This window comes from Skermanella stibiiresistens SB22 (assembly GCF_000576635.1).
Classification (GTDB): domain Bacteria; phylum Pseudomonadota; class Alphaproteobacteria; order Azospirillales; family Azospirillaceae; genus Skermanella; species Skermanella stibiiresistens.
The window spans coordinates 94,679-118,624 of sequence record NZ_AVFL01000009.1 but is presented as its reverse complement, the minus strand read 5'-3'; the positions used below and the strand labels follow the sequence as shown (position 1 = coordinate 118,624).

The following is a 23,946-nucleotide window of genomic DNA, read 5'->3' as shown; positions in this document are numbered from 1 at the left end:
CGAGTAACTACCGAAGCGATAGCTGTGGTCAGCCCGGCATTCGCCTAATATGGGCACAGTCAAACAGACGCGGTCGCCCAGTCCTCATCCGAGGATACCGACACAAAATTCGCCAACACACTGGGTTCAGGTATCCGCGAAGAAACGCGGCCCAATGTATTGCCCAACTACGTACCAGCCGAGGAAAAGATAATGCAGCGTGTGATGGTCACCGGCGCCGGCGGTTATATCGGCACAACCCTGGTTCCGATGCTGCTCGAGCAGGGCTACGCCGTGCGCGCGGTCGACCGGTTCTTTTTCGGTCATGAACTGCTGAGGTCCCACCCGGACCTGGAGATGGTCCGCGAGGACGTCCGCCGCCTGAAGGTCGAGGACTTCGCCGGCGTCGACGCCGTGATCGACCTGGCCGCGATCTCCAACGATCCCAGCGGCGAGTTGTTCCAGGACGTCACCTGGGCCGTCAACCACCGGGCCCGCGTCCGCTGCGCCGAGCTGGCGAAGCAGGCCGGCGTCAAGCGCTATGTGCTGCCGTCGTCGTGCAGCATCTACGGCTTCCAGCCCGACGGCGTCATAGCCAACGAGGAAACGGCGACCAACCCGCTGACGACCTACGCCAAGGCCAACGAGCAGGCCGAGCATGGCGTGCTGCCGCTGGCCGACGACAAGTTCACGGTCGTGGTGCTGCGTCAGGCCACCGTCTATGGCTACAGCCCGCGCATGCGCCTGGACCTGGCCGTCAACGGCATGACCTATGGCGCCTGGAAGACCAGCAAGCTGCCGCTGATGCGTGATGGCTCGCAGTGGCGCCCGATGGTCCACGTCCGTGACACGGCCGCCGCCCAGATGTTCATGCTGACCGCGCCGGCGGACAAGGTGAACGGCAAGATCTTCAACGTCGGGTCGGAAGCCAACAACTACCAGATCGGCCAGCTGGCCCAGATCGTGGTCGACACCCTGCCGAACAAGGTCGAGATCGAGTGGTACGGCGACGCCGACACCCGTTCCTACCGCGTTTCGTTCGATAAGATCGAATCGCTCGGCTACAAGGCGACCCGCGTCGCCGAGGACGGCATCCGCGAGATCGCGGCCAAGCTGGAGTCCGGTGAACTGGACCGCACCAGCGAGACCATCACGCTGGATTGGTACAAGAACCTGGTCAAGTGGCACGAGATCATCCGCAAGGTCGAGCTCTATGGCGGGATCTTCGACATCCCGGCCGAGGAGATCGACAGCCTGCGCCGTTCGGAGGCGGCTGAATGAAAGGGATCATCCTGGCCGGCGGGTCAGGGACGCGGCTTGCTCCCATCACCAGTGTGGTGAGCAAGCAGCTTCTCCCCGTCTACGACAAGCCGATGATCTACTACCCGCTCAGCACCCTGATGCTGGCGGGCATCCGGGACGTGCTGATCATCACGACGCCGCAGGACCGCGACCTGTTCGCACGGCTGCTGGGTGACGGCTCGCGCTGGGGCATGAACATCAGCTACGCCGTCCAGCCCCGGCCGGACGGTTTGGCGCAGGCCTTCGTGATCGGCGAGGACTTCATCGGAAACGATCCGGTCTCGCTGATCCTGGGTGACAACATCTTCTTCGGCTACGGCATCACCGATCGCCTCCAGCGCGCGGCGAAGCTGACCGACGGCAGCGTGGTGTTCGCCTACCAGGTCAGCGATCCCGAGCGTTACGGCGTGGTGGCGTTCGACCAGAACGGCCGGGTCACCGACATCGAGGAGAAGCCGGCCAAACCGAAGTCCAACTTCGCGGTCACCGGCCTCTACTTCTACGACAACGATGTCGTGTCGATCGCCAAGGACCTGAAGCCCAGCGCGCGGGGCGAGCTTGAGATCACCGACCTCAACCGTGTCTATCTGGACCGGGGCAAGCTGTCGGTCGAACTGCTCGGACGCGGCACCGCCTGGATCGACACCGGGACCCACGACAGCCTGCTGAGCGCCGGTAACTTCATCGAGGTCATCGAGGCGCGGCAGGGTCTGAAGGTGGCTTGCCCGGAGGAGATCGCCTGGCGCATGGGTTACATCACCAACGACCAACTCGCGGCGCTGACGGCCCCGCTGATGAAGTCGGGATACGGGAAGTACCTGCTGAAGCTGCTTGAGCAGGACTTCTCCGGCTGGCAGCCGGAATTCAAGACAGACAGCGATCACGTCGATTATCCGGGCATCGTCGCCTGACGATCGCCCACCAGGGAGACTACCATGCAGGACAGTCCGGAAATCCGGATCGGTGTCGTCGGCACCGGCTTCATTTCCTCGCATTTCATCATGGCGCTGGACCGGCAGCGTGGCTACAAGGCCTCGCGCGTGCTGACCCGGCGTCCGATCGAAGGATGCGCCGGCTTCCCCCGGCCCGAGTTGCTGACCAACTCGCTGGCTGACTTGATCGAGAACTCCGACGTCGTGCTGGAATGCACCGGCGACGCGATCCACGCGACCGATGTCGTGGCGGCGGCGCTCAGCGCCAACCTGCCCGTGGTCACGATGAACTCGGAATTCCACATCACCTCGGGCTCGTATTTCGTCGGCAAGGGTCTGGTGACCGAGGCCGAGGGCGACCAGCCGGGCGATCAGGCGGCACTCCGGGAAGACGTCCTCGAGATGGGCTTCGAGCCGCTGGTCTACGGGAACATCAAGGGGTTCCTGAACCACGACCCGAGCCTCGAGGACATGACCTACTGGGGCAACAAGAGCGGCATCAGCCTGCCGATGGTGACTTCGTTCACCGATGGCACCAAGGTGCAGATCGAGCAAGCCTTCGTCGCCAACGGCCTGGGCGCGGAAATCGCCAAGCCCGGCATGCTCGGCGTTCCCGAGGATGACCTGAAGGTGGGCGGTACCCAGCTCGCCGAGGCGGCCGACCGGCTCGGCAAGCCGATCAGCGACTATGTCCTGTCGCTGAAGCTGCCGCACGGCGTCTTCATCGTCGGCAAGCACGATCCCCGGCAGAAAGGCGCGCTGCGCTACCTGAAATTGGGCGACGGCCCTTATTATGTCGTCCTGAAGCACAATATCTTCGTACACCTGGAAATCCTGAAGACCATCAAACGGGTCGTCAACGAGCGGCGCATCCTGCTGGACAACTCGGCCGCTCCGGTCGCCAGCGTCTGCACCGTGGTCAAGCGCGACCTGAAGCCAGGCGACAGGATCGCGTCGGGCATCGGCAGCTTCGACGTGCGGGGCGAGGCCGTCCGCATCGCCGACACCGCCGGGCACGTTCCGATCGGGCTGCTGGCCGACGCGGTGATCAAGCGCCCGCTGAAGCGCGGCGACATCATCGGCATGGATGACGTCGAGCTTCCCGACAGCCTCGCGCTGCGGGCTTGGCTGGAGATCGAGCGGTCGGTCCTCAACCCACGCTCCAGCGAAGCCGGGGCCGGCGGTGCCGCGAGAAGGACGGCGCTCGCGTCGTGAAGGCTTGTTTCCTCCGGGGTATATACCAACGCGCCCCGGAGGGAACGCTTCACTTGCGCCCAAATTGATACTGGCATGGTTTTCGACGATGGCCGTGGCATCAACCGTGTGTTCAAAGGTAAAACCGACGTATGCGTAACTTTTTCCGGAAACGGCGTAATCCCCAGTTCGGTGAGGCCGGCGTAGGTGAGAATGTCCGCCCGGATCTGGACCCGCGCGTGACACCGTTTGGGCCGCGGCTGGTGTCCGATCTGGCGGCGGATGACGATGACGACTACATCGAAGACGACGTGATTCCCCAGCCCAGGCACGCCGGCGTCGGTGCTTCCGCCGCTGGATCGGCCGTCGAGGATCGCGGCTTGCTGATGAGGTCGGCCACCGACCTGCTGCACGCCCGCAAGGCGGACGATCACCACCCCCATGCCCGCGGCGCCCGGTCGGACGACGAGGACCTCGAGCTTCCCCGCTTCTCGCTGCCGGTCGCCGGCACCCTGCGGTCGCGGGTCAGCGGCAATCTTCCGGGTTTGACGCCCGAGATGAACAAGGCGCTGCGCGAGGCCTTCACGCCGACGCGGCCGAAGCAGGAGGTCAACTCCCTCTTCGTCGGGCGGCTCAACACGCTGCGTCGGATCATCGCGGCGATCGAGGAGGAGCGGGCACACGTCGTCCTGTTCGGCGACCGCGGCCGCGGCAAGACCTCGCTCGCCAACGCGATCCAGCAGATCGCCCAGCAGGCGGGCTACTTCACGCTCAAGCTGACCTGCAGCGCGGAGCTGAGCTTCGAGGATATTTTCCGCAACTTCCTGCGGCGGATTCCCGGAACCTTCTACCGGTCGGAGGTGGACAATCCCTTCGCCGCCCGGCGCACCATGTCCAGTTTCGACGAACTGCTGCCCCAGGGCAATTTCAGCGTGACCGAGCTGAACGACGTGCTGGCCGAGATCCAGGGTGCCCATGTCCTGCTCGTGATGGACGAGTACGACCGCGTCACCAGCGAGGACCTGCGCAACAAGCTGGCCGAGCTGATCAAGAACCTGACGGACAGCTCGATTCCGGTCACATTGTTCGTGGTCGGCGTGGCCGAAAGCCTCGACCAGCTGCTCGGCAAGCATCCATCGATCCAGCGTTCGCTGGTGGCGGTCCACCTGCCGCTGATGAGCGACAAGGAGATCGACCGCATCATCGTGGCCGGTTCGGAGGCCGCTGGCGTCGGGTTCAGCGAACAGTCGCGCGACATCATCGTGATGCTGGCCAAGGGGCTGCCTTATTACGCCCAGCTGCTGGCGTTGCACGCCGCCCGCAGCGCCGTCAGCCGGGGCGCCAACCATGTCAGCGACAGCGATCTGGTCTATGCCGTGGCACGGTGCGTCCAGGAAGCGGAACGCGGCATCGTCGAGGCGTACAACAAGGCCCTCGGCCCGGACCGCAAGGCGTCGTTCGCGGATGTCCTGTATGTCGCGGCCCAGTGCCGGTCGGACGAGTACGGCAGCTTCCACCCGGGCGACATGGCTCAGGTTCCGATCCGGGAAACCGGCGAGCCCCTGCCTCTGCTGTCCCTCCAATATCCGCTCAGCCGATTGAGCGACGACGAGCGGGGCGGCGTGCTTCAGCGGATCGTGGAACCCGGCGGTTTCCGCTATCGTTTCCGCAATCAGATGATGCGCCAGTACGTCCTGATGCGTCAGGCGAAGGAACGCGGCCTGATCTGAACCAGGCTGATGGAAGGATCGGGGAAATCCTAGGCGTTTCCCCGATCCCGGGCGATCAGTTCGCCATCCACCGAACATAGGCCGCGACGACCGCCGCCAAGACACCAAACAGCGTCGCGAGCAACAGACAGCTCATCAGGAACTGCCTGATCTCCCCCTGTTTCCACGCGCTCCGGGCGAGCAACGCCAGATATCCGGCGACGAACAAGCCCACCCCCTGCAAAAGCGTCATCTTGACCGGCTATCATCTCCCCGATGATGCCAACGGCTCCCATTCGCCTTGGGAATGGCGCGTCGTCGCCGAATTTTCGCCATCTTCGTTACCCAATGGGAGTGGTGTGGCATCAAAAGTGTGCTCGAAAGGTCGCACAACGCCCGAATGATGTGATAGCCGGGATAGTGTGACGTCGCAGCCTCTGGCGGAAATCGTAAATTTATATTAACCATATTTTCAGCGAGCCAGGAGGTATGGCATCTCCTGGATCTTAGGTGGTGGTCTCATGGGTTGCCAGCATGAAGAACGATGTTGGCATCCTGCTTTGGGATGGTCTTACCGCGTCGTGGTTAAGCGTAGCTCAGGAAATTATTAAACGTATGGGTGATTTGGGCGCAATGCGATATTGACCGGCATCATTGTGCGATGCACTATATGCTTAATAACGCAGTAATCTAAAGTAAACCGGTGAGATCGGGTAATGCCGTTCGCTCATGCGAACGGTGATGGGTAATCATCTTCCAGGGTGACGGCTCGAAATTTCGGAGTGGAAACCCGCCTGTGAGTACCCTAGTCATTGAAGTGAATTGGGCATATGTCTAATGCGCGCCTAATTTATTCCAAAGGGGAATATCCAGGCGGAACAAAGTCAGGTAGTTTCATCCGAAAGAGAGAAGGGGTTTTGGCCATCAAGGACGTGATGGTCGGGGCTGGCCACCTTATCGAGCAGTCGATGGAAGAAACAAGAACCACAATTGCCTTTCAGCGCGGGAGCGGATTATGCAACGTATCGAAGCCTTCCTGATCGACTCGAACAAACTTTTCCGGGAGGGGCTGAAGCGTCTCCTGGACGACAGTCCTTTCCAGATCGTCGCCGAGGCGGGAAATCTCCGCGAAGGCGTGGCGATCGCCGAGTCCGGGTTGAAGCCGCAACTCGTGCTGATGGATCTGGTCAGCGGTGGCGATGACGAGGCCGAGGCGATGCGTCGTTTGCGGGCGCTCCTGCCGGATACCCGCATGGTCGTCCTGACCACCGACTTGTGCACCCGCCGCTTGGCGAACGCCTTGGAGGCCGGCGCCGACGGTTACCTGATGAAGGATTTGTCGGCTGACGCCCTGGCCCAGTCGCTTCGTTTGGTGATGATGGGCGAGAAGGTGTTCCCGACCCATTTGGCGGCGCTGTTGATCAGTGGCCGGGTCAATGGCAATGGCTTGGAGATGCCGATCTCGCGGAAGGGCTTGTCCCAGCGCGAGGTCCAGATCCTGCGCTGCCTTCTGAACGGCGACAGCAACAAGATGATCGCCAATCACCTGAACATCACCGAGGCGACGGTCAAGGTCCACCTCAAGAGCCTGCTGCGCAAGATCAACGCGTCGAACCGCACCCAGGCCGCGATCTGGGCCTTGAATAACGGTATCGGTGGCGAGTTGACGGGAACGGCGGCGGCGTCGATCGCCTGAACCGGCGGTTTGGGCCAACCCGGTTCCCGGGCTGATCATCGAGAATGGAAAAGCCGGCTCCCCGCATGACGCGGGAGCCGGCTTTCATTTTTCGTGGACCGCGCGGGCCGACGTCCGTTGGGGCGACGTTGGATGGAAGCGATGTCGCCAGGGCGCGCGATGCCCCCCGTTCAGCCTTCGGACGATCTGGCGGCCAGTGACGGCCGCTCGGAGTTCCGCGCGATTTCCAGGGAGGGCTGTTGCCGGGCGGCGAAGACGCCGGCTTCGGTCCGGTTGCGGAAATGCAGCTTCGACAGCACGCTGCGCACCATCGACTTGATGACGGCTTCCGAAAGCTCCAACTGGTCGGCGATCGTGCGGTTGTTCAAGCCCTCGCCGAGCAGCAGCAGGGTCCGGAACTCGACATCGGACAGGCGCGGCAGCAGGGTCAGCCTGATCTCGTCGACGCCCAGGCGTGACAAGAACTGCTTGGGCATCAGGCAATGGCCCTCCAGCCCAAGATCGATCAACTCGTTGATCCTGTCGGCGTTGATGTCCTGGAAGACCCACGCGTCGGCGAAAGCCAGGATGTGCGCCGCGTCAAGCAACTCCCGGCTGCTCAGCACCACCACGATGCGGCTGCGGCGCGACAGCCGAAGATAGACCATCGGCTCGTTCTCGCGGAGCGCCGCGAACTGCTGGACACCGATCAGGATCGCGTCCGGCGTGATGTTGCTCTGCTGCAGGTCGGAGATGTCGTGGAACACCGAGATCCGGTGTCTCCCAGCCTTCTCCAACGCCGAGACAAGATGATCGGCTACGGCATCGTCATCGACGACAAGGCAAACGTGCATGGGCGTCACTGCGGTCAACCTAGTTTCATCCAAACCCTGGGGAAAAGACTTCCTGGTGGTCTGGTCATTGTGCACATGCATGGCGCTGCTCTGACTTTCGGCGCGAAGACGCCTTGGGTGAATTCGCGCGGGGTGTGATGGCGGGCCATCGGATGACTTCTCGACATTCTAAGATCTCAAAGAATTAAACGGGTTGTCGTAAGAAGCGGAGTAGCAAACACCAAGTCACTAAAGGCGAAGAAGCTAAAATCCAAAGTAGTTTGGATTGGTTAATTTACAATATCGCAGACATTGCAGCGCCGAAATAAAGCAATGAGGTTATATTCCTGCTGATCGTGGCAACCCATCCGGGTAAGGCCTGCGCGAAATCGCAGGATCGCATCCAATTCAGGTTGTGAAATGCGGATCAGGTTATCTCCTTCGATTGTGTTCGCGGACGTGCCCGCAGGTTCGGACCTTGAGTTTCCATGGATTGCCACGTTAGGTTAGACGCCGTCGCCGCGTCCGATCGGTGTCGAATCGTGCAAATACTGGCGATGATCGGGCATACGCCGAAAGCTATTGTACGCATTGAGGCGAATCGAAGGCACGGAATAAAACAGGACTGTCAATGGACAGACGGTATAATCCAATTTCCCCGCCGATGGACCGCCTTGCTTGATCTGGCTGAGGGGGAGTAGGGGTTTGTCGGAGTCGATGCCGGATGCCGACTCCGCGCCTCTTATGATACCACTCTCATTGGGGTGGTTTGGTGTTGAGGGAAGTGTGTTGGAGAGGCCATCATACCTCGAAAGTTGATTTTTCACGACGATTGCGATGCGCGTTTTCGTCAACTCCATGCTATATCGTCTAGTCATAGGAAACTGGGCCAGAAGCTGGTCTTCTAGGGTCGCCCCCTTCAAGTGAGTTCGATTTCCCGAGATCGACGTCGGGGGCCGAGGCGGTTTGGAGGGGAGACGGCTGTCGCAAAGAGGTTGAAGTCACCACTCGTGCATCGTGGTCGAGGGGGGCCCGAACGATGGTATGGATCACGATCTCGTGTGCCACCGGCTTGATCTTGCGCCCGAAGTCCCTTGACGAACGTTTCGATGCCTAATGGCGATTTGCAGTCTTTGAGGTGCGGCGATGAGAATTTTGATCGGTGACGACCATTTATTGTTCAGGGAAGGGTTGCGCCGCCTCTTGGAGCAGTTGAGCGCCGATGCGGAGTTCACCGACGCCAGCAACTTCGACGAGGTCCTGGAGCAGCTCCAGAAAGAGGGCGACGCCTTCGACCTGATCCTGATCGATCTGCAGATGCCGGGCTGGACCGGTTTCACTGGACTCGAGCAGATCTGTACGATCGCGTCGGATACACCGGTCGTCGTGGTCTCCGCGTCGGAGAATCAATCCGACGTCCGCAATTCCCTGGACGCGGGTGCCGCCGGCTTCATTCCCAAGTCGTCCAGCGTCAAGATCATGCTGAGCGCGCTGAACCTCGTGTTCTCGGGTGGCATCTACCTGCCGCCTTCGGCGATCCACGCCGATGTCGCCGCCAAGGCGATGCCGATGCACCAGAACTTCGACCAGCAGGGCGGGGAGCGGGGCGCCAACCACCATCAACTCACCCAGCGCCAGTGGGAAGTTCTCAACTGCCTGCGCGAAGGCAAGTCCAACAAGCAGATCGCCTACGAACTCGGCCTTTCCGAGGGAACGGTCAAGATCCACGTCACCGCCATCTTCAAGTCGCTCGGCGTCAAGAACCGCACGCAGGCCGTGATCGTGGCTTCCGAACTCCAGCGCTGACGGCCGATTGGCGGCTGGGGTACCCCCGCCGCCAAGCGGCCGGAGCGCATTCTCGGGATCCATAATTTTTTGACAGGTGCCTGACAGCTTTATCTGCTGTTCTACTCCAGGTGGCCGCTTCGCATCCCAAGGATGACGACGCGGCTGGAAAAAAGAAAAATTCCTGGAGGAAAGCCGATGCCGTCGCCATCCGTGCGGCTTCCGGTGCGATCAGAGCCCAACACCCATAGCTTCTCCCGTTCTTCCATCGTGGGCGTCAGCGACCCCAGGGCCGCTCCGGGGGACGCGTGATCAACTTCTGCCTGACGGTTCTGACGGGCACCGCGGGGGGAGCCTTGCTGGCCCTGGCGGGGTTTCCCGCCGCGTGGCTGACCGGCGCCATGATGGCGGTCGCGGTGGCGGCCGGCCTCGGCCTGCCCATGAGGGTCCCCGACTGGATCAGGACGATCGTCTTCGTCGTGCTCGGCACGTCGATCGGCAGCGCCGTCACACCCGGAACGATCGCCGAGATCGCGGCCTGGCCGGGCAGCCTCGCCATTCTGGCGGTGGCGGTCGTGGTCATGATCGGCGCCAGCACGACCTACCTGACACGCGTCTGGAAGTGGGAGGCCGCCACCGCGCGCTATTCATCGATCCCCGGAGCCCTGTCGCAAGTGCTGGTCATGGCGTTGCGCGGGGGAGCAGATCTGCCGCGCATCGCGTTCGCCCAAAGTCTCCGGCTGTTCGTCCTGGTGGCCCTCATGCCATGGTTGTTGCCGGGTGCGGACCACGCCGTCCCGGTCACGACCGACATCCAGCTATCTCTGCTGGAGGCCGCCGGCGTGCTGGCGGCGGGGTGGGTCGTCGGCGTGGCGCTGGACCGCGTCGGCGTACCCGCCGGCGGCTTGCTGGGCGGCATCCTGGTCAGCGCCGCCGTCCACGCGATCGGCGTGGTCGAGGGACGGCTCCCAGGGCCGCTGCTGATCATCGGCTTCGTGGTCACCGGCTGCGTCATCGGCTGCCGCTTCGGCAACGCGTCGTTCTCATCGCTGCGGGGCGCGTTCCGGGGAGCGCTGGAAAGCGTCCTGCTGGCCCTTGGCGTCTCGGCGCTGTTCGCCTTCGCGGCCCACTGGCTGCTCGATCTGCCATTCGGCCAAGTGTGGCTCGCTTACGCGCCCGGTGGGGTGGAGGCCATGACGATCATGGCCTTCGCGCTGGGGCTCGACCCAGCCTTCGTCGGCGCCCATCATGTCGTTAGACTGATCGTTCTGAACGTTTTCGTGCCGTTGTGGCTTCGGCGGCTATCGGTCAAAGACAAGGGAAAGACTGGAACGCCATGACCGACGAAAATCCCGCACCCGGTGGGCAACCGGCCAGCGCCCCGCAGGGAGGACTTCCCAGCGGCGAACCGGTCATCCGCACCGTCGCCATGCCGGCCGACACCAACCCGGCCGGGGACATCTTCGGCGGCTGGCTGATGGCCCAGATGGACTTGGCGGCCGGCAACGCGGCGGCGCGGCGGGCGCGGGGCCGATGTGCTACCGTGGCGGCTGACAGCATGGTATTCCACTCTCCCGTTTTCGTTGGCGACGAGGTCAGCCTCTACGCCGAGATCGTGCGGGTGGGGAGGACGTCGATGAGCATCAGGATCGAGGCGTGGCGGCGGAGCCGTGACGGCGACGAGAGCTTCAAGGTGACGGAGGCGACCTTCACCTTCGTGGCGATCGACGAGGATCGGCGGCCGCGGCTGGTGCCGCCGCCAGCCGCGTGACCGGGGCTGAGCCGGGGGCGAGCGGGCGGCGGGTGATCCCATGCGAATCCTGATGGTCGAAGACACCGAGGACTTGGCCGACGCCGTCGTGCGTCGGTTGCGCAACCTCGGATACGCGGTGGATTGGGCGCCGGATGGCGAGGCGGCGGAGGAGTTGCTGACCCAGGAGAGTTATCAACTCGTCATCCTGGACATCATGCTGCCGGGCATCGACGGGCAGGCGCTGCTGACCAAGCTGAGGCGCCGCCGCGACCGGACGCCGGTGCTGGTGGTGACCGCGCGCTCCCAGGTCAACGTCAAGGTCGACCTGCTGGACCTCGGCGCCGACGACTTCATCGTCAAGCCGTTCGACCTGCGCGAACTGGAGGCCCGCTGCCGGGCCTTGCTGCGCCGCTCGCACGGGATCGCGGCCTCGGCCACCCAGTTCGGCAACCTGCTGTTCGACATGGCGGCCAAACGCGCGCTGGTCGAGGGCCGGCCCCTGGAGTTGAGCGGGCGCGAGTTCCGCCTGCTGGAGTTGTTCCTGACCAATCTGGACAGTGTCCTGGGCAAGGACGATCTGTTGAATCGTTTGTTCAGCCTGGACCAGCCGGCGGCGCCCAACGCGATCGAGCTGTACGTCTCCCGCCTGCGGCGCAAGTTGCAGGGGACTTCGGTCGAGATCAGGACGGTGCGCGGCTTGGGCTATGTGGCGGAAGTCCGTGCCGGACCGTGACGGCTTCTCGCTGCGCCGGCGCCTGCTGATCCGATTATTCGGAGCCTTGGCGCTGCTCGCGGCCGGGTTGTTCGCCTTCGTTCACGACTACGCCCAGCGGGCGGCGGACAGCGCCTATGACCAGCTTTTGCTGGCGGCCGCCCTGTCGATCGCCGACACCGTCAGGGTGGAGGGCGGCGGGATCGCCGTCGACCTGCCTTATTCCTCCCTGAACATCCTGGCCATGGCCCGGCGCGACCGCGTCTTCTACAAGATCACGGCGCCGGACGGCGGTCTGGTGACGGGTTACGAGGACCTGCCGGTGGACGTCGCGATCCCGCGCGGCGATCGTTCCGGCTTTCGGAACGTGTCGTACAAGGACGTGACGGTCCGGGTCGCGGCGCTGGACCGGTTGATCTCCCATCCCCAGCTTTCCGGTTGGGTCAGGATCGCGGTGGCGCAGACGCGGGAGGAGCGGGACGGACTGGCCCGGACCATCCTGACCAACGCCTTCCTGCCGATAGCGTTGGCCGTGCTGGTTGGCGCCGGGTTGATCTGGCTGGGCGTACGCCGGGCCTTGGCGCCGTTGGCGTTCATCGAGGGGGTCATCCGAGCCCGCCAGCCCAACGACTTCTCGCCGATCGCGGTGCCGCCGCCCGCCGAGGTGTCGCAACTGGTCAACGCGATCAACACCCTGCTTGCGCGCCTCCAGGGCAATCTGAACACCATGCAGGTCTTTCTGGCCGACGCCGCCCACCAAATCCGCACGCCACTCGCCAGCCTCCGGCTTCAGGCCGAACTGGCGGCGGACGAGCCCGACACGGAGATGGTCCGGCGCTCGGTCGCGCGGATCCACCGAAACGCGGTCGAAGCCAGCCAATTGACCAACCAGTTGCTCAGCCACGCCATGGTGATCCACCGGAGCGAGGCGCTGGAGCCGAAGGCGGTCGATCTGGCTAGCCTGCTGGCCCAAGTGGTCCAGCGTGCCGAGGCGGTCAGCGAGGACGCCGCCATTCGGCTGAGGATAGAGGAGGACGTGGCGGAGGCACTGGTGCCGGGTGACGCGATCAGCCTGCACGAGGCCTTCACCAACCTGGTGGACAACGCCGTCAAGTATGGTGGCTTGGATGGCCCGGTCGATGTGGCCCTGGCCGCCAGCGGGCCGGGCCTGCGGGTCGAGGTCGCCGATCGCGGACCGGGCGTCGCGGACGCGGAGAAGGGGCGGGTGCTGGAGAGGTTCGGGCGGGGCGGGGCCGGCGCGGGAACCGTTGGAAGCGGCTTGGGATTGGCGATCGTCAAGGCGGTGGCCGATGCGCATGACGCCGATCTGACCCTGCTCGACCGGCCGGGCGGCGGTTTGATCGCGCGGCTCGAGTTTCCGCGACCGACCACCGCCGTCAAGAGGGGCATGGTGCCGGTGTTGCTCCTGGCCGCCCTGCTTCTGTGGTCGCCGCGTGAGGCGACGGCGGCCGAGTCGCTGCATCCAGCACCTCTTGCCGCCGCGGCCGGTGCCGCGCTCGACATCCTGAGGATCGACGCGGTCACCGATCTCGCGGCGATGGAGCCGCTCATCCGGGACTTCCAGGCGGTCGCCCCGGATGTCACGATCGTCTACGACGAGTTGACATCGCGGGAGCTGTACGAGCGGACGGTGGCCGTGGAATCGAGGGCCGATCTGCTGATCAGCTCGGCGGCCGATCTGCAGGTCAAGCTGGTCAACGACGGCTATGGGCAAGCCTACGTGTCGGACGCCACCAGCGCCTTGCCCGATTGGGCCAATTGGCGCGACGAGGCGTTCGGCTTCACCTATGAGCCCGCGGTGATCGCCTATAACCTGGATCTCGTGCCGCCCCCGGAGGCGCCGAGATCGCGCGACGCGCTGATCCGGCTGATCCGCGAGAACCCCAGCCGGTTCGCGGGACGGGTGGCGACCTATGATCTGGCGACAAGCGGTATCGGGTACTTCTTCGCCAGCCAGGACTCCGTGTTGTTCAGCCAGTTCTGGCAGCTGGTCGCGACGCTGGGAACCGCCCGCGCCCGGCTGGTGTGCTGCACGTCCAATGTCCTGGACATGATCGAGCGTGGCGAGGTGCTGATCGGCTACAACGTGCTCGGCTCCTACGCGCGCGCTCGAATCAACGCCGGAGCGCGGATCGGGATCGTCCTGCCCGAGGATTACACGCTGATCCTGTCACGCGTGGCGCTCATCCCGAAAGCCGCCAAGCGGGCCGATCTCGCGGGGCGCTTCATCGATTACCTGCTGTCCGAGCGCGGCCAGAAGGTGGTGGCGGAACGCTCCGTCCTCTATGCCCTGTCGGGAACCGAAGGGGAGGCGACCTCGGCCGGCGTCCGGCGCGGCACGGCAGGTCCCGTTATCCCCATCACGCTCAGCCCGTCGCTGCTGGTCTTCCTCGACAGGCTGAAGCGGGAGAACTTCCTGCGCCAGTGGCATCTGGCTTTCCAGGCCCCGTGAGGGGCAAAGGCGCGGCCTCAAGGATGGTTGGAGGCGGTGGCCAAGCGCGCTAGACTGCTGGCCTCATCGCCGGGTGCTCCCAAGGGGTGCCGTCCGGCGCAACGAAGAAGAACAACCGGGAGCGGAAAGCCAGATGGCGGCACGATCGACCACCCTCGACTCCGGATGGAAGGCGGTCGATTTCCGCCTGCCGGGCATCGACGGGCAAACCCACGCGCTGGCCGACTCGCGGGGACGCAACGGCACCTTGATCATGTTCATCTGCAATCATTGCCCCTACGTCAGGGCGGTGATCGATCGCGTAGTCCGCGACTGCCGCGAGCTGGAGGCCCGTGGCGTCAAGGCGATCGCCATCATGCCAAACGACATCACCCGCTATCCCGACGATGGCTTCGACAACATGAAGCGGTTCGCGGCGGAGCACGGTTTCGGCTTTCCCTACCTGATCGACGAGACCCAGGAGGTCGCCAGGGCCTATGACGCCGTCTGCACTCCCGAGTTCCTCGGATTCAACGCCGATCTCGAGCTGTGCTACCGTGGCAGGCTGGACGCGTCGAAGGTCCAACCGATCCCCAACGCCCGGCGCGAACTGTTCGAGGCCATGGTCCGGATCGCCGAAACCGGCAAGGGGCCGACCGAGCAGATCCCGAGCATGGGCTGCTCGATCAAGTGGAAATAGAGCCCCGTGCCTAGGGGCGGGCGCTTTGCCGCCTTGACCGGCGGGGGACCGTCTGGTATCCGGCCAAACCCGGACGCATGAGGACCGGCGGACTTCGTCTGCCCGGAAAAAGCTATATGACCGATATCTTCCGCGAAGTTGACGAAGATCTTCGCCGTGATCGATTGGAAAAGCTGTGGAAGCGGTACGGCGCCCTGATCGTGGCCGTCGTGCTGCTCGTCGTCGCGGGTACCGCTGGGTTCGTCACGTGGCGCAATTGGCAGCACTCGGAAGCCGAGACGAAGACCCAGCAATTGGCCGAGGCGTTGCGTCTGGCCGGCACGCCGGCAGCCCAGGGCGGCGCCACCGGCGGTGATCCAAAAGCCGCTGCCGATGCCTTGGCGGCCTACGCCGCGCAGACCGGCGCGGGGCAGGGAACCCTGGCCCGGTTCTACGAGGCCGGTCTTCGCGCCCGTGATGGCGATGGGGCGGCGGCGACCAAGATCTATGACGAACTCGCGGGCTCGTCGGCGGTGGCGCAGGTCTATCGGGACTTGGCGACCCTGCTGTCGGTCACCCATCAGGTGCAGGCCGGTGAGCCGGCACAGCTTCGCGCCCGGCTTGAGCCGTTGACGGCGGAAAGCAGCCCTTGGCGCCATTCCGCCCGTGAACTCACGGCGTTACTGGCGATCCGCGCCGGAGACAAGGCGACGGCCGGCAAGCTGTTCGCCCAGCTCCAGGACGACGCAACCGCTCCATCCGGTGTCCGCAACCGCGCCACCGAACTCGCCGCCCTCTATGCCGCCGAGCCGCAATGACCCCAGACCGCGCCACCTCCGATCGCGCCTCATCTCCCCGTAACGCCATCGGCTGCGGACCCGCCGTCCGGCTGATGGCCGCAGGCATGGTGACCTTGTCCCTGGCCGGATGTGGGTCGGGCAGCTGGTTTGGCGACAGCGAGCCGCCGCCGATCCCCGGCGAGCGGATCTCGGTGCTGCGGCTGGAGCGTCAACTGGAGCCCGATCCTCGGCTGGCCGACCTGCGGGTCGAACTGCCGGCCGCCACGACCAACCCCGCGTGGCCCCAGGCGGGCGGCAACCCCGATCACGCCATGGGCAATCTGGCACTGGCGCCGCGAATCCGCCAAGTCTGGACCGCCGATATCGGCTATGGCTCCTCCACCGAGACACGTCTGCTGGCGCAGCCGGTCGTGGCGCAGGGCCGCGTCTACACGCTCGACACCGAATACGATCTGACCGCCTTCGACGCCTCGACCGGCAAGCAGGTCTGGCAAACCAGCGTCGAGCGGGAGAACGAGTCCGGCGGCGCGCTGGGTGGCGGCGCCGCCTTCGCCGACAACCGACTGATGGTCACGACCGGTTACGGCGAACTGCTGTCGGTCGATCCGGCGACGGGTGCCATCAGCTGGCGGACCCGCGTGCCCGGCCCGGTGCGTTCCGCCCCGTCGATCGTCAATGGCCGCGTCTTCGTCATCACCGTCGACAACCAGCTGATCGCCTATTCCGCCAACGATGGCGCCACGCTGTGGACGCACACGGGCATCCTGGAGACGGCGGGCCTGCTGGGGGCGGCCAGCCCGGCGGTCGACGGCACCATCGTCGCGGCGCCCTATTCCTCGGGCGAACTGTTCGCGCTGCGCGCCGAGAACGGCCGCGTCGCGTGGTCCGACAATCTCGCCGCCGCGCGCCGGGTCGGCGCGCTGTCGAACCTCGCAGATATCCGGGGCATGCCGGTGATCGACCGGGGGTTGGTTCTGGCGGTCAGCCACAGCGGCCGAATGGTCGCGATCGACGAGCGGACCGGCGGGCGCGCGTGGGAGCAGGAGATTGGCGGCGTCGACACCCCCGCGGTCGCTGGTGACTTCATCTTCGTGCTGAGCAATGACAACGAGGTCATCGCATTGACCCGGCAGGCCGGGCGGGTCCGCTGGGTGGCACCCCTGGCCCGCTACGAGGACCCGGCGGACCGGCAAGGACCCATAATCTGGACCGGCCCGACCTTGGCCGGCGGCCAGTTGTGGCTGGCGAACTCGACCGGCGAACTCGTGGCGCTGTCGCCCGAGGATGGCCGTGAGACCCAACGGCTCGACCTGCCCGGCTCCACCTTCATCCCGCCGGTGGTCGCCGACGGCACCCTCTATGTCCTGACTGATGACGGTACCCTGGCCGCCTACCGCTGAGGCGGCCTTTTATTGGAGTGGTGGAGCCGCGCGCGGCTCCCTACATGGAAGCAATGTCTCTCACCGTCGCGATCATCGGCCGGCCCAATGTCGGCAAGTCCACCCTGTTCAACCGGCTCGTCGGCAAGAAGCTGGCGCTGGTTGACGACACACCCGGCGTCACACGCGACTGGCGCGCGGCCCCGGCGCGATTGGCCGGCATCGACCTGACCGTCATCGACACCGCTGGTCTGGAGGAGGCGTTCGACGATAGCCTCGAGGCTCGGATGCGGAAGCAGACCGAGCGGGCGATCGAGGAAGCCGACGTGGCCTTGCTCCTGATCGACGCGCGGGCGGGAGTGACGCCGCTGGACCATCACTTCGCGGCGTGGCTCCGCAAGGGCAACACCCCGATCATCCTGCTCGCCAACAAGTGCGAGGGCAGGGCGGGCGCTCCCGGCCTCTACGAGGCGTTCGAGCTTGGCCTGGGCGAGCCAGTGCCGATCTCCGCCGAGCATGGCGAGGGCTTGGCCGAATTGGTCGAAGCCCTGCTGCCGTATGCGCCGCCCGAGGAGGTCGAACCCGAGGATGATGATGGTGCGGCCGGGGGAACTGCCGATGGCAAGCCGGAACCGGTGCGGGCGATCCAGCTCGCCATCGTGGGACGGCCCAATGTCGGCAAGTCGACTCTGCTGAACAGCCTGGTTGGCGAGGACCGGGTGCTGACCGGGCCAGAGGCCGGCATGACGCGCGACGCGATCTCGGTCGAGTGGACCTATAAGGACAGGCCGATCCGGCTGGTCGACACCGCCGGCATCCGGCGCAGGGCGCGGGTCGACGACAAGCTGGAGAAATTGGCGGTCGCCGACGCCCTGCGGGTGATTCGGCTTGCCCAGGTCGTCGTGCTGGTGGTCGACGCCGACGCGATCCTGGATCACCAGGATCTGACCATCGCCCGCATGGTGCTGGACGAGGGCCGGGCGCTGGTCATCGCGGTCAACAAGTGGGATATCGTCACCGACCGCGCCGGCACACTCAAGCAGATCGATGACAAGCTCCAGGCGCAACTGGCCCAGGTGCGGGGCATTCCGGTGGTGACCATGTCCGCCCTGCGGAAGCAGAAGCTGGACGGGTTGCTCGACGCCGTCTTCAACATCTACGAGGTTTGGAACCGGCGCGTCAGCACCGCCGATCTCAACCGCTGGCTGGCTGGCATGACCGAGGCGCATCCGCCGCCGGCGGTCGAGGGCCGCAGGATCAAGATCCGCTACATGACCCAGGTCAAGGCGCGGCCGCCGACCTTCGCTCTTTGGGTCAGCAAGCCGCTCGATCTGCCGGAGACGTATATCCGCTATATGGTCAATGGCTTGCGTGATGCTTTGGACTTGCCGGGTGTGCCGATCCGTATGCTGACGCGCAAGGGCAAGAACCCCTATGCGGAGGATTGATTGCAACCTTTAGGATAGATTGTCCTAAACGGTTCCATTTGTTACCAAATTTGAAACTTCCGTTGGGTATTGGTCATGCCACTTGACCTACCCAGCGGAAGAATTCAATGACAGCGCTGACCAACCTAAAGATCCAGACGAAGGTTTTCCTCTCGTTTGGTCTGGTACTCCTCGTCTCCGCCGGTCTCGGACTGTTCGCCTTGAGCCGGCTCACCGAGATGAACGCCATGACCGAGCAGCTCCGCGACCGTTGGCTGCCGAGTACCGGTCATGTCGGAGAACTCCTGACCGGTGCCAACGAGTACCGCACCTATGAATCGGGACACGTTTCCGAGGTCAACGTCGACCTGATGCTGGAGCGGGAGCGCTTCGCCCAGAACCTCGCGAATCGTTTGGCCGACACCCGTGAGCAATACGAGGATTTCGATAGATCCGAACACGAGCGGGAGATCTACGGCCGCTACATGACGGCTTGGAACAGCTATGTCGGCGCGACCAAGACCGTGTTTGACCTGTCGCGGCAAGGGAAAAAGGACGAGGCCTCGGCTGTCTTCCTCAATGACTCGCGCAACGCGTTCCGCGAGATGAAGAAGCAGGCGGAGGAACTGGTCCGAGTCACCATCTCGTCGGGGCAGGCGGTCGGCGACGCCTCGTCCGCCCTGTACAGCACCACCTGGAAACTGATCATCGCCGCCATGGTCGTGGCGCTGGTGCTGTGCGCCGCCGCGGGCCTTTTCCTGTCAACGTCGATTTCCCGGCCGATCCGCGCGCTGTGCGGCACGATGGGAGCGCTTGCCAAGGGTCAACTCGCCACGACGGTGCAGGGCACGGAGCGCCATGACGAGATCGGCCAGATGGCTGCGGCGGTGCAGGTCTTCAAGGATGGTCTGGTGACGGCCAAGGAACTGGAGGCGGCGCAGGCGGCGGAGCAGGCGGCGAAGCAGGTCCGGGCAACCCGGGTCGAGGACATGATCCGGCAGTTCGAGCGGCAGACCGTGGCGGTGCTTGGTGGCGTCACGACGGCGGCCAACCAACTCAACGATACCGCGCAGGGCATGACCGCCGTCGCGGACGCGACCTTGCGCCAGTCGGCCGCGTCGGCCGTCGCCGCCGAGCAGACTTCCGCCAACGTCCAGACCGTCGCCAGCGCCACCGAGGAGATGACCTCGACGCTCAACAGCATTTCGCGTCAGGTCACCGAGTCGAGCATGGTCGCCACCTCGGCCGTGCGCGAGGCCGGCCAGACCAACGAGACCGTCCAGGGGTTGTCCGACGCCGCCCAGCGGATCGGCGAGGTGATCGGGCTGATCCAGACCATCGCCGAACAGACCAACCTGCTGGCGCTCAACGCCACGATCGAAGCGGCGCGCGCCGGCGAGGCGGGCAAGGGCTTCGCGGTCGTCGCCAGCGAGGTCAAGAGCTTGGCGAACCAGACGGCGCGCGCGACCGAGGACATCACCACCCAGGTCGTCGCCATGCGTGAGGCGACCGGCGGCGCGGTCGGCGCCATCCAGGGGATCAGTCGGACAATCTCGTCGATCCACGAGATCGCCACCAGCATCGCCGGTGCCGTGGAGGAGCAGAACGCCGCCACCCACGAGATCGCGCGCAACGTCCAGCAGGCGGCGCAAGGCACCCAGGAGGTCTCGGCCAATCTGACCGAGGTGTCCCAGGCGGCTTCGCAGACAGGCACCGCCGCCGCCCAAGTGCTGGGAGCCGCCAAGGAGTTGAGCGGTCAGGCGAACACCCTGCGAGATGAAATCGAGCGGTTCCTGTCGGGCATCCGGGCGGCTTGAACGACTGGGATTGGCCGGGTGGCCTCAGCGCTCGGCCAATCCGATCATTTCAGGTTCTCTTCGATCAGGCGTTCGACGACGACCACGTCACGCCAGACATCATCGAGCTTGGCGTGCTTCAGGTAGGTGCCGACCTCACGGAAGGCCAAGGCGGCGCAGGCCTTGCGGCTGGCGGTGTTCTCGGTGAAGACGCGGGAAACGAGCTTCCAGTAACCAGCGGCGCTGGCGGCCTCGATCAGCCCGGCCAAGGCGGCGCGGCCCGCCCCCCGGCCGCGCGCGTCGCGGGCGACATAGAACGAGAACTCGGCGATCCCGCCATAGCAGGCACGGGACCGATATTGGGAGGTCGAGGCGAAAGCGACGATCCGCCCGGCATCCACGGTCACGACGATCGGGTAGGGACCCAACGGTCCCGTGGCGTCGAACCACGCCCGGATCTGGTCGATCGTCCTGGGCTGGGTCTCGAAGGTGCCGACGCGATCCTCGATACCCTGGTTGTAGATCTCGGCGATCGAGCCGGCATCTGCCGGGATGGCGGGACGGGTCAGCATGGGTAGCTTCAGACGGGGACGATCTCGCCGTGGCGGCGGTAGGCCGGTTCGGCCAGTTCCACGAAGCGGTCGGTGATGTCCTCCGGGGCGGGGTGGACCATGGGATCCTCACCGGGGAAGCCTTGGGCGCGCAGCTTGGTCCGGATCACGCCGGGGTCGATCAGGTTGACCTTGAGCGGGGTGGTCGCGACTTCCAGCGCGTACATCTTGACCATCGTCTCCAGCGCCGCCTTGCTCGCGGCATAGGCGCCAAAATACGCGACGGCGTTTCGGGCGACACCTGAAGTCACGAATAAGGCGCGCCCGGCATCGGAGCCGCGCAGCAGCCGGTCCAGGCTGCGGATCAAACGATAATTCGCGGTAACGTTGAGTGAGAACACCCGGTCCCACACCTTGGGGGCGTAGTGCGACATCGGGCTGAGATCGCCCAGCATCGCCGCGTTGCCGACGGCGATGTCCAAGCGGCCGAAGCGTTCGAAGATCGACTGGCCAAGCTGGTCGATCTTGTCGTGGTCCATCAGATCGACCGGGACCAGCGTGGCGGTGCCGCCCTTGGCGCGGACCCGGTCGTCGACCTCCTCCAAGCCGCCAACGGTCCGAGCCGCGAGGATGACATGCGCACCCTCGGCGGCGAACCGCTCGGCCACGGCGGCACCGATGCCTCGGGAGGCGCCCGTGATCAGGGCGACGCGGTTCGAAAGGCGTGGTTCCGGCATTTAAACGCTTCTCTTCAGGTATTTTGGTCAGCCACGCGCTTCGGCGCGGTAGGTGATTTCGGAGCCGTCACCGGCGGGGGTGTCGCGGTCGAGCAGCGGGATCGGATAGTCGCCGGTGAAACAGGCATCGCAGTACTGCGGACGGGCGTTGTTGCGGCCCGGCTCCTTGACCGCCTTGTACAAGCCGTCGATCGAGATGAAGGCCAAGCTGTCGGCGCCGATATACTTGGCCATCTCGTCGATCGAGTACTTGTGGGCCAGCAGCTTCTCCTTCTTCGGCGTGTCGACGCCATAGAAGCAGGCGTGGCTGGTCGGCGGGCTGGAGATCCGCATGTGGACCTCCTTGGCGCCGGCGCGGCGAACCATCTCGATGATCTTGATCGACGTGGTGCCGCGCACGATGCTGTCGTCGACCAAGACGACGCGCTTGTCCTCGATCATCAGCCGGTTGGCGTTGTGCTTCAGCTTGACGCCCAGGTTGCGGATCTGATCCGTCGGTTCGATGAAGGTGCGGCCGACATAGTGGTTGCGGATGATGCCAAGCTCGAATGGGATGCCGCTCTCCGCCGCGTAGCCGATGGCGGCCGGCACGCCGCTGTCGGGAACCGGGATGATCACGTCGGCGTCGACGGCGCTCTCCCGCGCCAGTTCCATGCCGATGCGCTTGCGCGCCTCATAGACCGAGTGGCCCTCCATAACGCTGTCGGGACGGGCGAAATAGATGTATTCGAAGATACAGAAGCGGCGGTGCTGCGGCAGGAAGGGTCGCAGGCTGTGGACGCCGGAGCTGTCCAGCACGATCATCTCGCCGGGCTCGACGTCGCGGACGAAGTCGGCGCCGATGATGTCGAGCGCGCAGGTCTCGCTACAGAGCACGTGGCTGTCGCCGACCTTGCCCAGCACCAGCGGACGTACACCCAGCGGGTCGCGTACGCCGATCACCATGTCCTTGGCCAAGGCGATCAGCGAGTAGGCGCCCTCCACCTGGCGCAGCGCCTCGACCATGCGGTCGATCACGGAACCGCTGCGGGCGGTCGCCATCAGGTGGACGATCACCTCGGTGTCGGTGGTCGATTGAAACAGGCAGCCGCGCCGCACCAGCTGGCGCCGCAGCATCAGCGCGTTGGTCAGGTTGCCGTTGTGCGCCAGCGCGAAGCCGCCGAACTCGAAATCGGCGAAAAGGGGCTGTACATTGCGCAGGACCGTATCGCCGCTGGTGGCATAGCGGACATGCCCAATTCCCGCGTGGCCACGCAGCTTGGCGATGACCGACTGGGAGCTGAAGTTGTCGCCGACCTGCCCCATGGCATGCTGGATATGATAGTGCTCACCGTCGAAGGTGACGATGCCCGCCGCCTCCTGCCCACGGTGCTGAAGCGCGTGAAGCCCCAGCGCGGCGACGGCGGCCGCCTCACCATGGTTGTAAACGCCGAACACGCCACACTCTTCGCGTAGTTTGTCGTCGTCGAACGGATGGGTCGTCAACATGGGTACAAAACCCTTTCGCGGGGTTTGGGAACAGCGGGCTGTCAGCGGTTGGTTTCGATCAAGCGGTCGAGTTCGGTCCTGTCACGGTCCTTATACCCCGAGTCCGGTACGGGCGCACTCGCGTTCGTGGCGGCGGCCATTGGCGGCTTGGGGGTGGAAAGGCGCTTCAGGGCTTCCTCCCGCACCGCCTGGGTGGCCTGCTCGGTGGCCATCCTGGCGGTGTTGGCGGCGGTCGCGGCGGCGTTGGCCGCCTGGGAATCGGTGGTCGCGCGGGTCCGGTCCGGCACCAGGTTGCGAAGCATCTCGGCTCCGGTCTGGATCACCGGCATGGTCCGGGCCTCGCGCAGCCATTTGGGCTGGTCGGTGGGCGGGAAGACCCACGCCACCGTTAGATAGGCGAGGCAGACGATCACCGCACCCCGCGCGATCCCGAAAACGAACCCGAGCGAGCGATCGACCGCGCTGAGGGCCGACCCGCGGACACCTTTGGAAATCTGATGGCTGACGATCGACAGCAGGATCAGCGAGACGAAGAAGACCGAGAGGCCGGCGACCGCCTTGGCGATCAACTCCTTGGCGACGACCTGCTGGACCAGGGGCAGGGCGTGCGGAAAAAGGTACAGCGTCGCGAAGGCGGCACCAACCCAGGCGCCGACCGACAGGACCTCCCGCACCAGTCCGCGGGCGAAGGCGAGCAGGGCCGACAGCAGCAGGATGACGATGACGGCGATGTCGGTCGGGTTGATTGATGTCGAGTCCATGT

General features: G+C 64.9%; 22 protein-coding genes. 15 read left to right on the top strand and 7 right to left on the bottom strand.

Features of this window, described 5'->3' with window-relative positions:
- Positions 1-192: 192 nt before the first annotated feature.
- From N825_RS14130 to N825_RS14115, 4 genes are all read left to right on the top strand, one after another.
- A complete protein-coding gene (locus N825_RS14130; RefSeq protein WP_051512353.1) occupies positions 193-1,260 on the top strand; it encodes an NAD-dependent epimerase/dehydratase family protein in 1,068 nt (355 codons plus the stop codon).
- Positions 1,257-2,192, top strand: a complete 936-nt coding sequence (rfbA, locus tag N825_RS14125; RefSeq protein ID WP_084164720.1) for a glucose-1-phosphate thymidylyltransferase RfbA — start codon at positions 1,257-1,259, stop codon at positions 2,190-2,192. The genes N825_RS14130 and rfbA overlap by 4 nt, the downstream gene beginning before the upstream one ends.
- Before the next feature lie 24 nt (positions 2,193-2,216).
- Positions 2,217-3,428: an NAD(P)-dependent oxidoreductase gene (locus tag N825_RS14120; protein ID WP_051512352.1), complete on the top strand. Its 1,212-nt coding sequence runs from the start codon at positions 2,217-2,219 to the stop codon at positions 3,426-3,428.
- Between the two features lie 218 nt (positions 3,429-3,646).
- A complete protein-coding gene (locus N825_RS14115; protein WP_245613110.1) occupies positions 3,647-5,137 on the top strand; it encodes an ATP-binding protein in 1,491 nt (496 codons plus the stop codon).
- Positions 5,138-5,192: 55 nt separating this feature from the next.
- Here the strand turns inward: N825_RS14115 and N825_RS39765 are convergent, their stop codons facing one another.
- The gene (locus tag N825_RS39765; protein ID WP_198038322.1) at positions 5,193-5,369 is read right to left on the bottom strand and encodes a hypothetical protein; all 177 of its coding nucleotides are present in this window, start codon (positions 5,367-5,369) and stop codon (positions 5,193-5,195) included.
- 762 nt (positions 5,370-6,131) lie between these two features.
- Here N825_RS39765 and N825_RS14110 point away from each other — a divergent pair.
- Positions 6,132-6,812, top strand: a complete 681-nt coding sequence (locus N825_RS14110) for a LuxR C-terminal-related transcriptional regulator (RefSeq protein WP_037452741.1) — start codon at positions 6,132-6,134, stop codon at positions 6,810-6,812.
- A 170-nt stretch (positions 6,813-6,982) separates the two neighbouring features.
- Here the strand turns inward: N825_RS14110 and N825_RS14105 are convergent, their stop codons facing one another.
- Both N825_RS14105 and N825_RS38885 read right to left on the bottom strand, forming a co-directional pair.
- Positions 6,983-7,654, bottom strand: coding sequence for a LuxR C-terminal-related transcriptional regulator (locus N825_RS14105; RefSeq protein ID WP_245613120.1), 672 nt, complete (start codon positions 7,652-7,654; stop codon positions 6,983-6,985).
- A 476-nt stretch (positions 7,655-8,130) separates the two neighbouring features.
- Positions 8,131-8,484 (bottom strand): hypothetical protein, encoded by a 354-nt coding sequence (locus tag N825_RS38885; RefSeq protein WP_157619188.1) that lies wholly within the window; start codon positions 8,482-8,484, stop codon positions 8,131-8,133.
- A gap of 286 nt (positions 8,485-8,770) precedes the next feature.
- Here N825_RS38885 and N825_RS14100 point away from each other — a divergent pair, with 286 nt between their 5' ends.
- The 10 genes from N825_RS14100 to N825_RS14055 all read left to right on the top strand — a co-directional run bounded on the left by N825_RS14100 (position 8,771) and on the right by N825_RS14055 (position 20,428).
- Positions 8,771-9,430 (top strand): response regulator, encoded by a 660-nt coding sequence (locus N825_RS14100; protein ID WP_037452739.1) that lies wholly within the window; start codon positions 8,771-8,773, stop codon positions 9,428-9,430.
- Between the two features lie 287 nt (positions 9,431-9,717).
- A complete protein-coding gene (locus N825_RS14095) occupies positions 9,718-10,749 on the top strand; it encodes an AbrB family transcriptional regulator (protein ID WP_051512350.1) in 1,032 nt (343 codons plus the stop codon).
- Positions 10,746-11,180, top strand: coding sequence for an acyl-CoA thioesterase (locus tag N825_RS14090; protein WP_051512349.1), 435 nt, complete (start codon positions 10,746-10,748; stop codon positions 11,178-11,180). Before N825_RS14095 ends, N825_RS14090 begins: the two co-directional genes overlap by 4 nt.
- Positions 11,181-11,220: 40 nt before the next feature.
- Positions 11,221-11,895 (top strand): response regulator transcription factor, encoded by a 675-nt coding sequence (locus tag N825_RS14085; protein ID WP_037452738.1) that lies wholly within the window; start codon positions 11,221-11,223, stop codon positions 11,893-11,895.
- Positions 11,882-14,347 carry a sensor histidine kinase gene (locus N825_RS14080; RefSeq protein WP_245613109.1) on the top strand — a complete coding sequence of 822 codons (2,466 nt, stop codon included), beginning with the start codon at positions 11,882-11,884 and terminating at the stop codon, positions 14,345-14,347. The genes N825_RS14085 and N825_RS14080 overlap by 14 nt, the downstream gene beginning before the upstream one ends.
- Positions 14,348-14,480: 133 nt before the next feature.
- Positions 14,481-15,026, top strand: coding sequence for a thioredoxin family protein (locus N825_RS14075; RefSeq protein ID WP_037452733.1), 546 nt, complete (start codon positions 14,481-14,483; stop codon positions 15,024-15,026).
- Between the two features lie 116 nt (positions 15,027-15,142).
- Entirely contained in the window at positions 15,143-15,823 is a 681-nt protein-coding gene (locus N825_RS14070) for a tetratricopeptide repeat protein (RefSeq protein ID WP_037452730.1), read from the top strand.
- On the top strand, positions 15,820-17,205 hold the full coding sequence (locus N825_RS14065) for an outer membrane protein assembly factor BamB family protein (RefSeq protein WP_051512348.1): 1,386 nt from the start codon (positions 15,820-15,822) through the stop codon (positions 17,203-17,205). Before N825_RS14070 ends, N825_RS14065 begins: the two co-directional genes overlap by 4 nt.
- A 53-nt stretch (positions 17,206-17,258) precedes the next feature.
- Positions 17,259-18,632, top strand: a complete 1,374-nt coding sequence (der, locus tag N825_RS14060) for a ribosome biogenesis GTPase Der (RefSeq protein WP_037452724.1) — start codon at positions 17,259-17,261, stop codon at positions 18,630-18,632.
- A 107-nt stretch (positions 18,633-18,739) separates the two neighbouring features.
- Complete coding sequence (locus N825_RS14055; protein WP_037452721.1) at positions 18,740-20,428, top strand: methyl-accepting chemotaxis protein; 1,689 nt, start codon at positions 18,740-18,742, stop codon at positions 20,426-20,428.
- A gap of 44 nt (positions 20,429-20,472) precedes the next feature.
- On the opposite strand, the gene N825_RS14050 is transcribed toward N825_RS14055, so the two are convergent.
- The 4 genes from N825_RS14050 to N825_RS14035 are packed head-to-tail and all read right to left on the bottom strand — an operon-like array spanning position 20,473 to position 23,944.
- Positions 20,473-20,979 carry an arsinothricin resistance N-acetyltransferase ArsN1 family A gene (locus tag N825_RS14050; protein WP_037452718.1) on the bottom strand — a complete coding sequence of 169 codons (507 nt, stop codon included), beginning with the start codon at positions 20,977-20,979 and terminating at the stop codon, positions 20,473-20,475.
- An 8-nt stretch (positions 20,980-20,987) separates the two neighbouring features.
- Positions 20,988-21,695, bottom strand: coding sequence for an SDR family NAD(P)-dependent oxidoreductase (locus N825_RS14045; RefSeq protein WP_037452715.1), 708 nt, complete (start codon positions 21,693-21,695; stop codon positions 20,988-20,990).
- A 27-nt stretch (positions 21,696-21,722) separates the two neighbouring features.
- Positions 21,723-23,183, bottom strand: coding sequence for an amidophosphoribosyltransferase (gene purF, locus N825_RS14040; RefSeq protein ID WP_037452712.1), 1,461 nt, complete (start codon positions 23,181-23,183; stop codon positions 21,723-21,725).
- Between the two features lie 41 nt (positions 23,184-23,224).
- On the bottom strand, positions 23,225-23,944 hold the full coding sequence (locus N825_RS14035; protein ID WP_037452709.1) for a CvpA family protein: 720 nt from the start codon (positions 23,942-23,944) through the stop codon (positions 23,225-23,227).
- Positions 23,945-23,946 lie beyond the last annotated feature (2 nt).

Excerpts from the sequence above, each read along its gene's own strand:
- N825_RS14065 (WP_051512348.1), top strand. The coding sequence starts at position 15,820 with ATGACCCCAGACCGCGCCACCTCCGATCGCGCCTCATCTCCCCGTAAC.
- N825_RS14055 (WP_037452721.1), top strand. The coding sequence starts at position 18,740 with ATGACAGCGCTGACCAACCTAAAGATCCAGACGAAGGTTTTCCTCTCG.
- N825_RS14070 (WP_037452730.1), top strand. The coding sequence starts at position 15,143 with ATGACCGATATCTTCCGCGAAGTTGACGAAGATCTTCGCCGTGATCGA.
- N825_RS14075 (WP_037452733.1), top strand. The coding sequence starts at position 14,481 with ATGGCGGCACGATCGACCACCCTCGACTCCGGATGGAAGGCGGTCGAT.
- N825_RS14045 (WP_037452715.1), bottom strand. The coding sequence starts at position 21,695 with ATGCCGGAACCACGCCTTTCGAACCGCGTCGCCCTGATCACGGGCGCC.
- N825_RS14050 (WP_037452718.1), bottom strand. The coding sequence starts at position 20,979 with ATGCTGACCCGTCCCGCCATCCCGGCAGATGCCGGCTCGATCGCCGAG.
- der (WP_037452724.1), top strand. The coding sequence starts at position 17,259 with ATGTCTCTCACCGTCGCGATCATCGGCCGGCCCAATGTCGGCAAGTCC.
- N825_RS14085 (WP_037452738.1), top strand. The coding sequence starts at position 11,221 with ATGCGAATCCTGATGGTCGAAGACACCGAGGACTTGGCCGACGCCGTC.
- N825_RS14035 (WP_037452709.1), bottom strand. The coding sequence starts at position 23,944 with ATGGACTCGACATCAATCAACCCGACCGACATCGCCGTCATCGTCATC.
- purF (WP_037452712.1), bottom strand. The coding sequence starts at position 23,183 with ATGTTGACGACCCATCCGTTCGACGACGACAAACTACGCGAAGAGTGT.
- rfbA (WP_084164720.1), top strand. The coding sequence starts at position 1,257 with ATGAAAGGGATCATCCTGGCCGGCGGGTCAGGGACGCGGCTTGCTCCC.
- N825_RS38885 (WP_157619188.1), bottom strand. The coding sequence starts at position 8,484 with ATGGAGTTGACGAAAACGCGCATCGCAATCGTCGTGAAAAATCAACTT.
- N825_RS14110 (WP_037452741.1), top strand. The coding sequence starts at position 6,132 with ATGCAACGTATCGAAGCCTTCCTGATCGACTCGAACAAACTTTTCCGG.
- N825_RS14100 (WP_037452739.1), top strand. The coding sequence starts at position 8,771 with ATGAGAATTTTGATCGGTGACGACCATTTATTGTTCAGGGAAGGGTTG.
- N825_RS14130 (WP_051512353.1), top strand. The coding sequence starts at position 193 with ATGCAGCGTGTGATGGTCACCGGCGCCGGCGGTTATATCGGCACAACC.
- N825_RS14120 (WP_051512352.1), top strand. The coding sequence starts at position 2,217 with ATGCAGGACAGTCCGGAAATCCGGATCGGTGTCGTCGGCACCGGCTTC.
- N825_RS14090 (WP_051512349.1), top strand. The coding sequence starts at position 10,746 with ATGACCGACGAAAATCCCGCACCCGGTGGGCAACCGGCCAGCGCCCCG.
- N825_RS39765 (WP_198038322.1), bottom strand. The coding sequence starts at position 5,369 with ATGACGCTTTTGCAGGGGGTGGGCTTGTTCGTCGCCGGATATCTGGCG.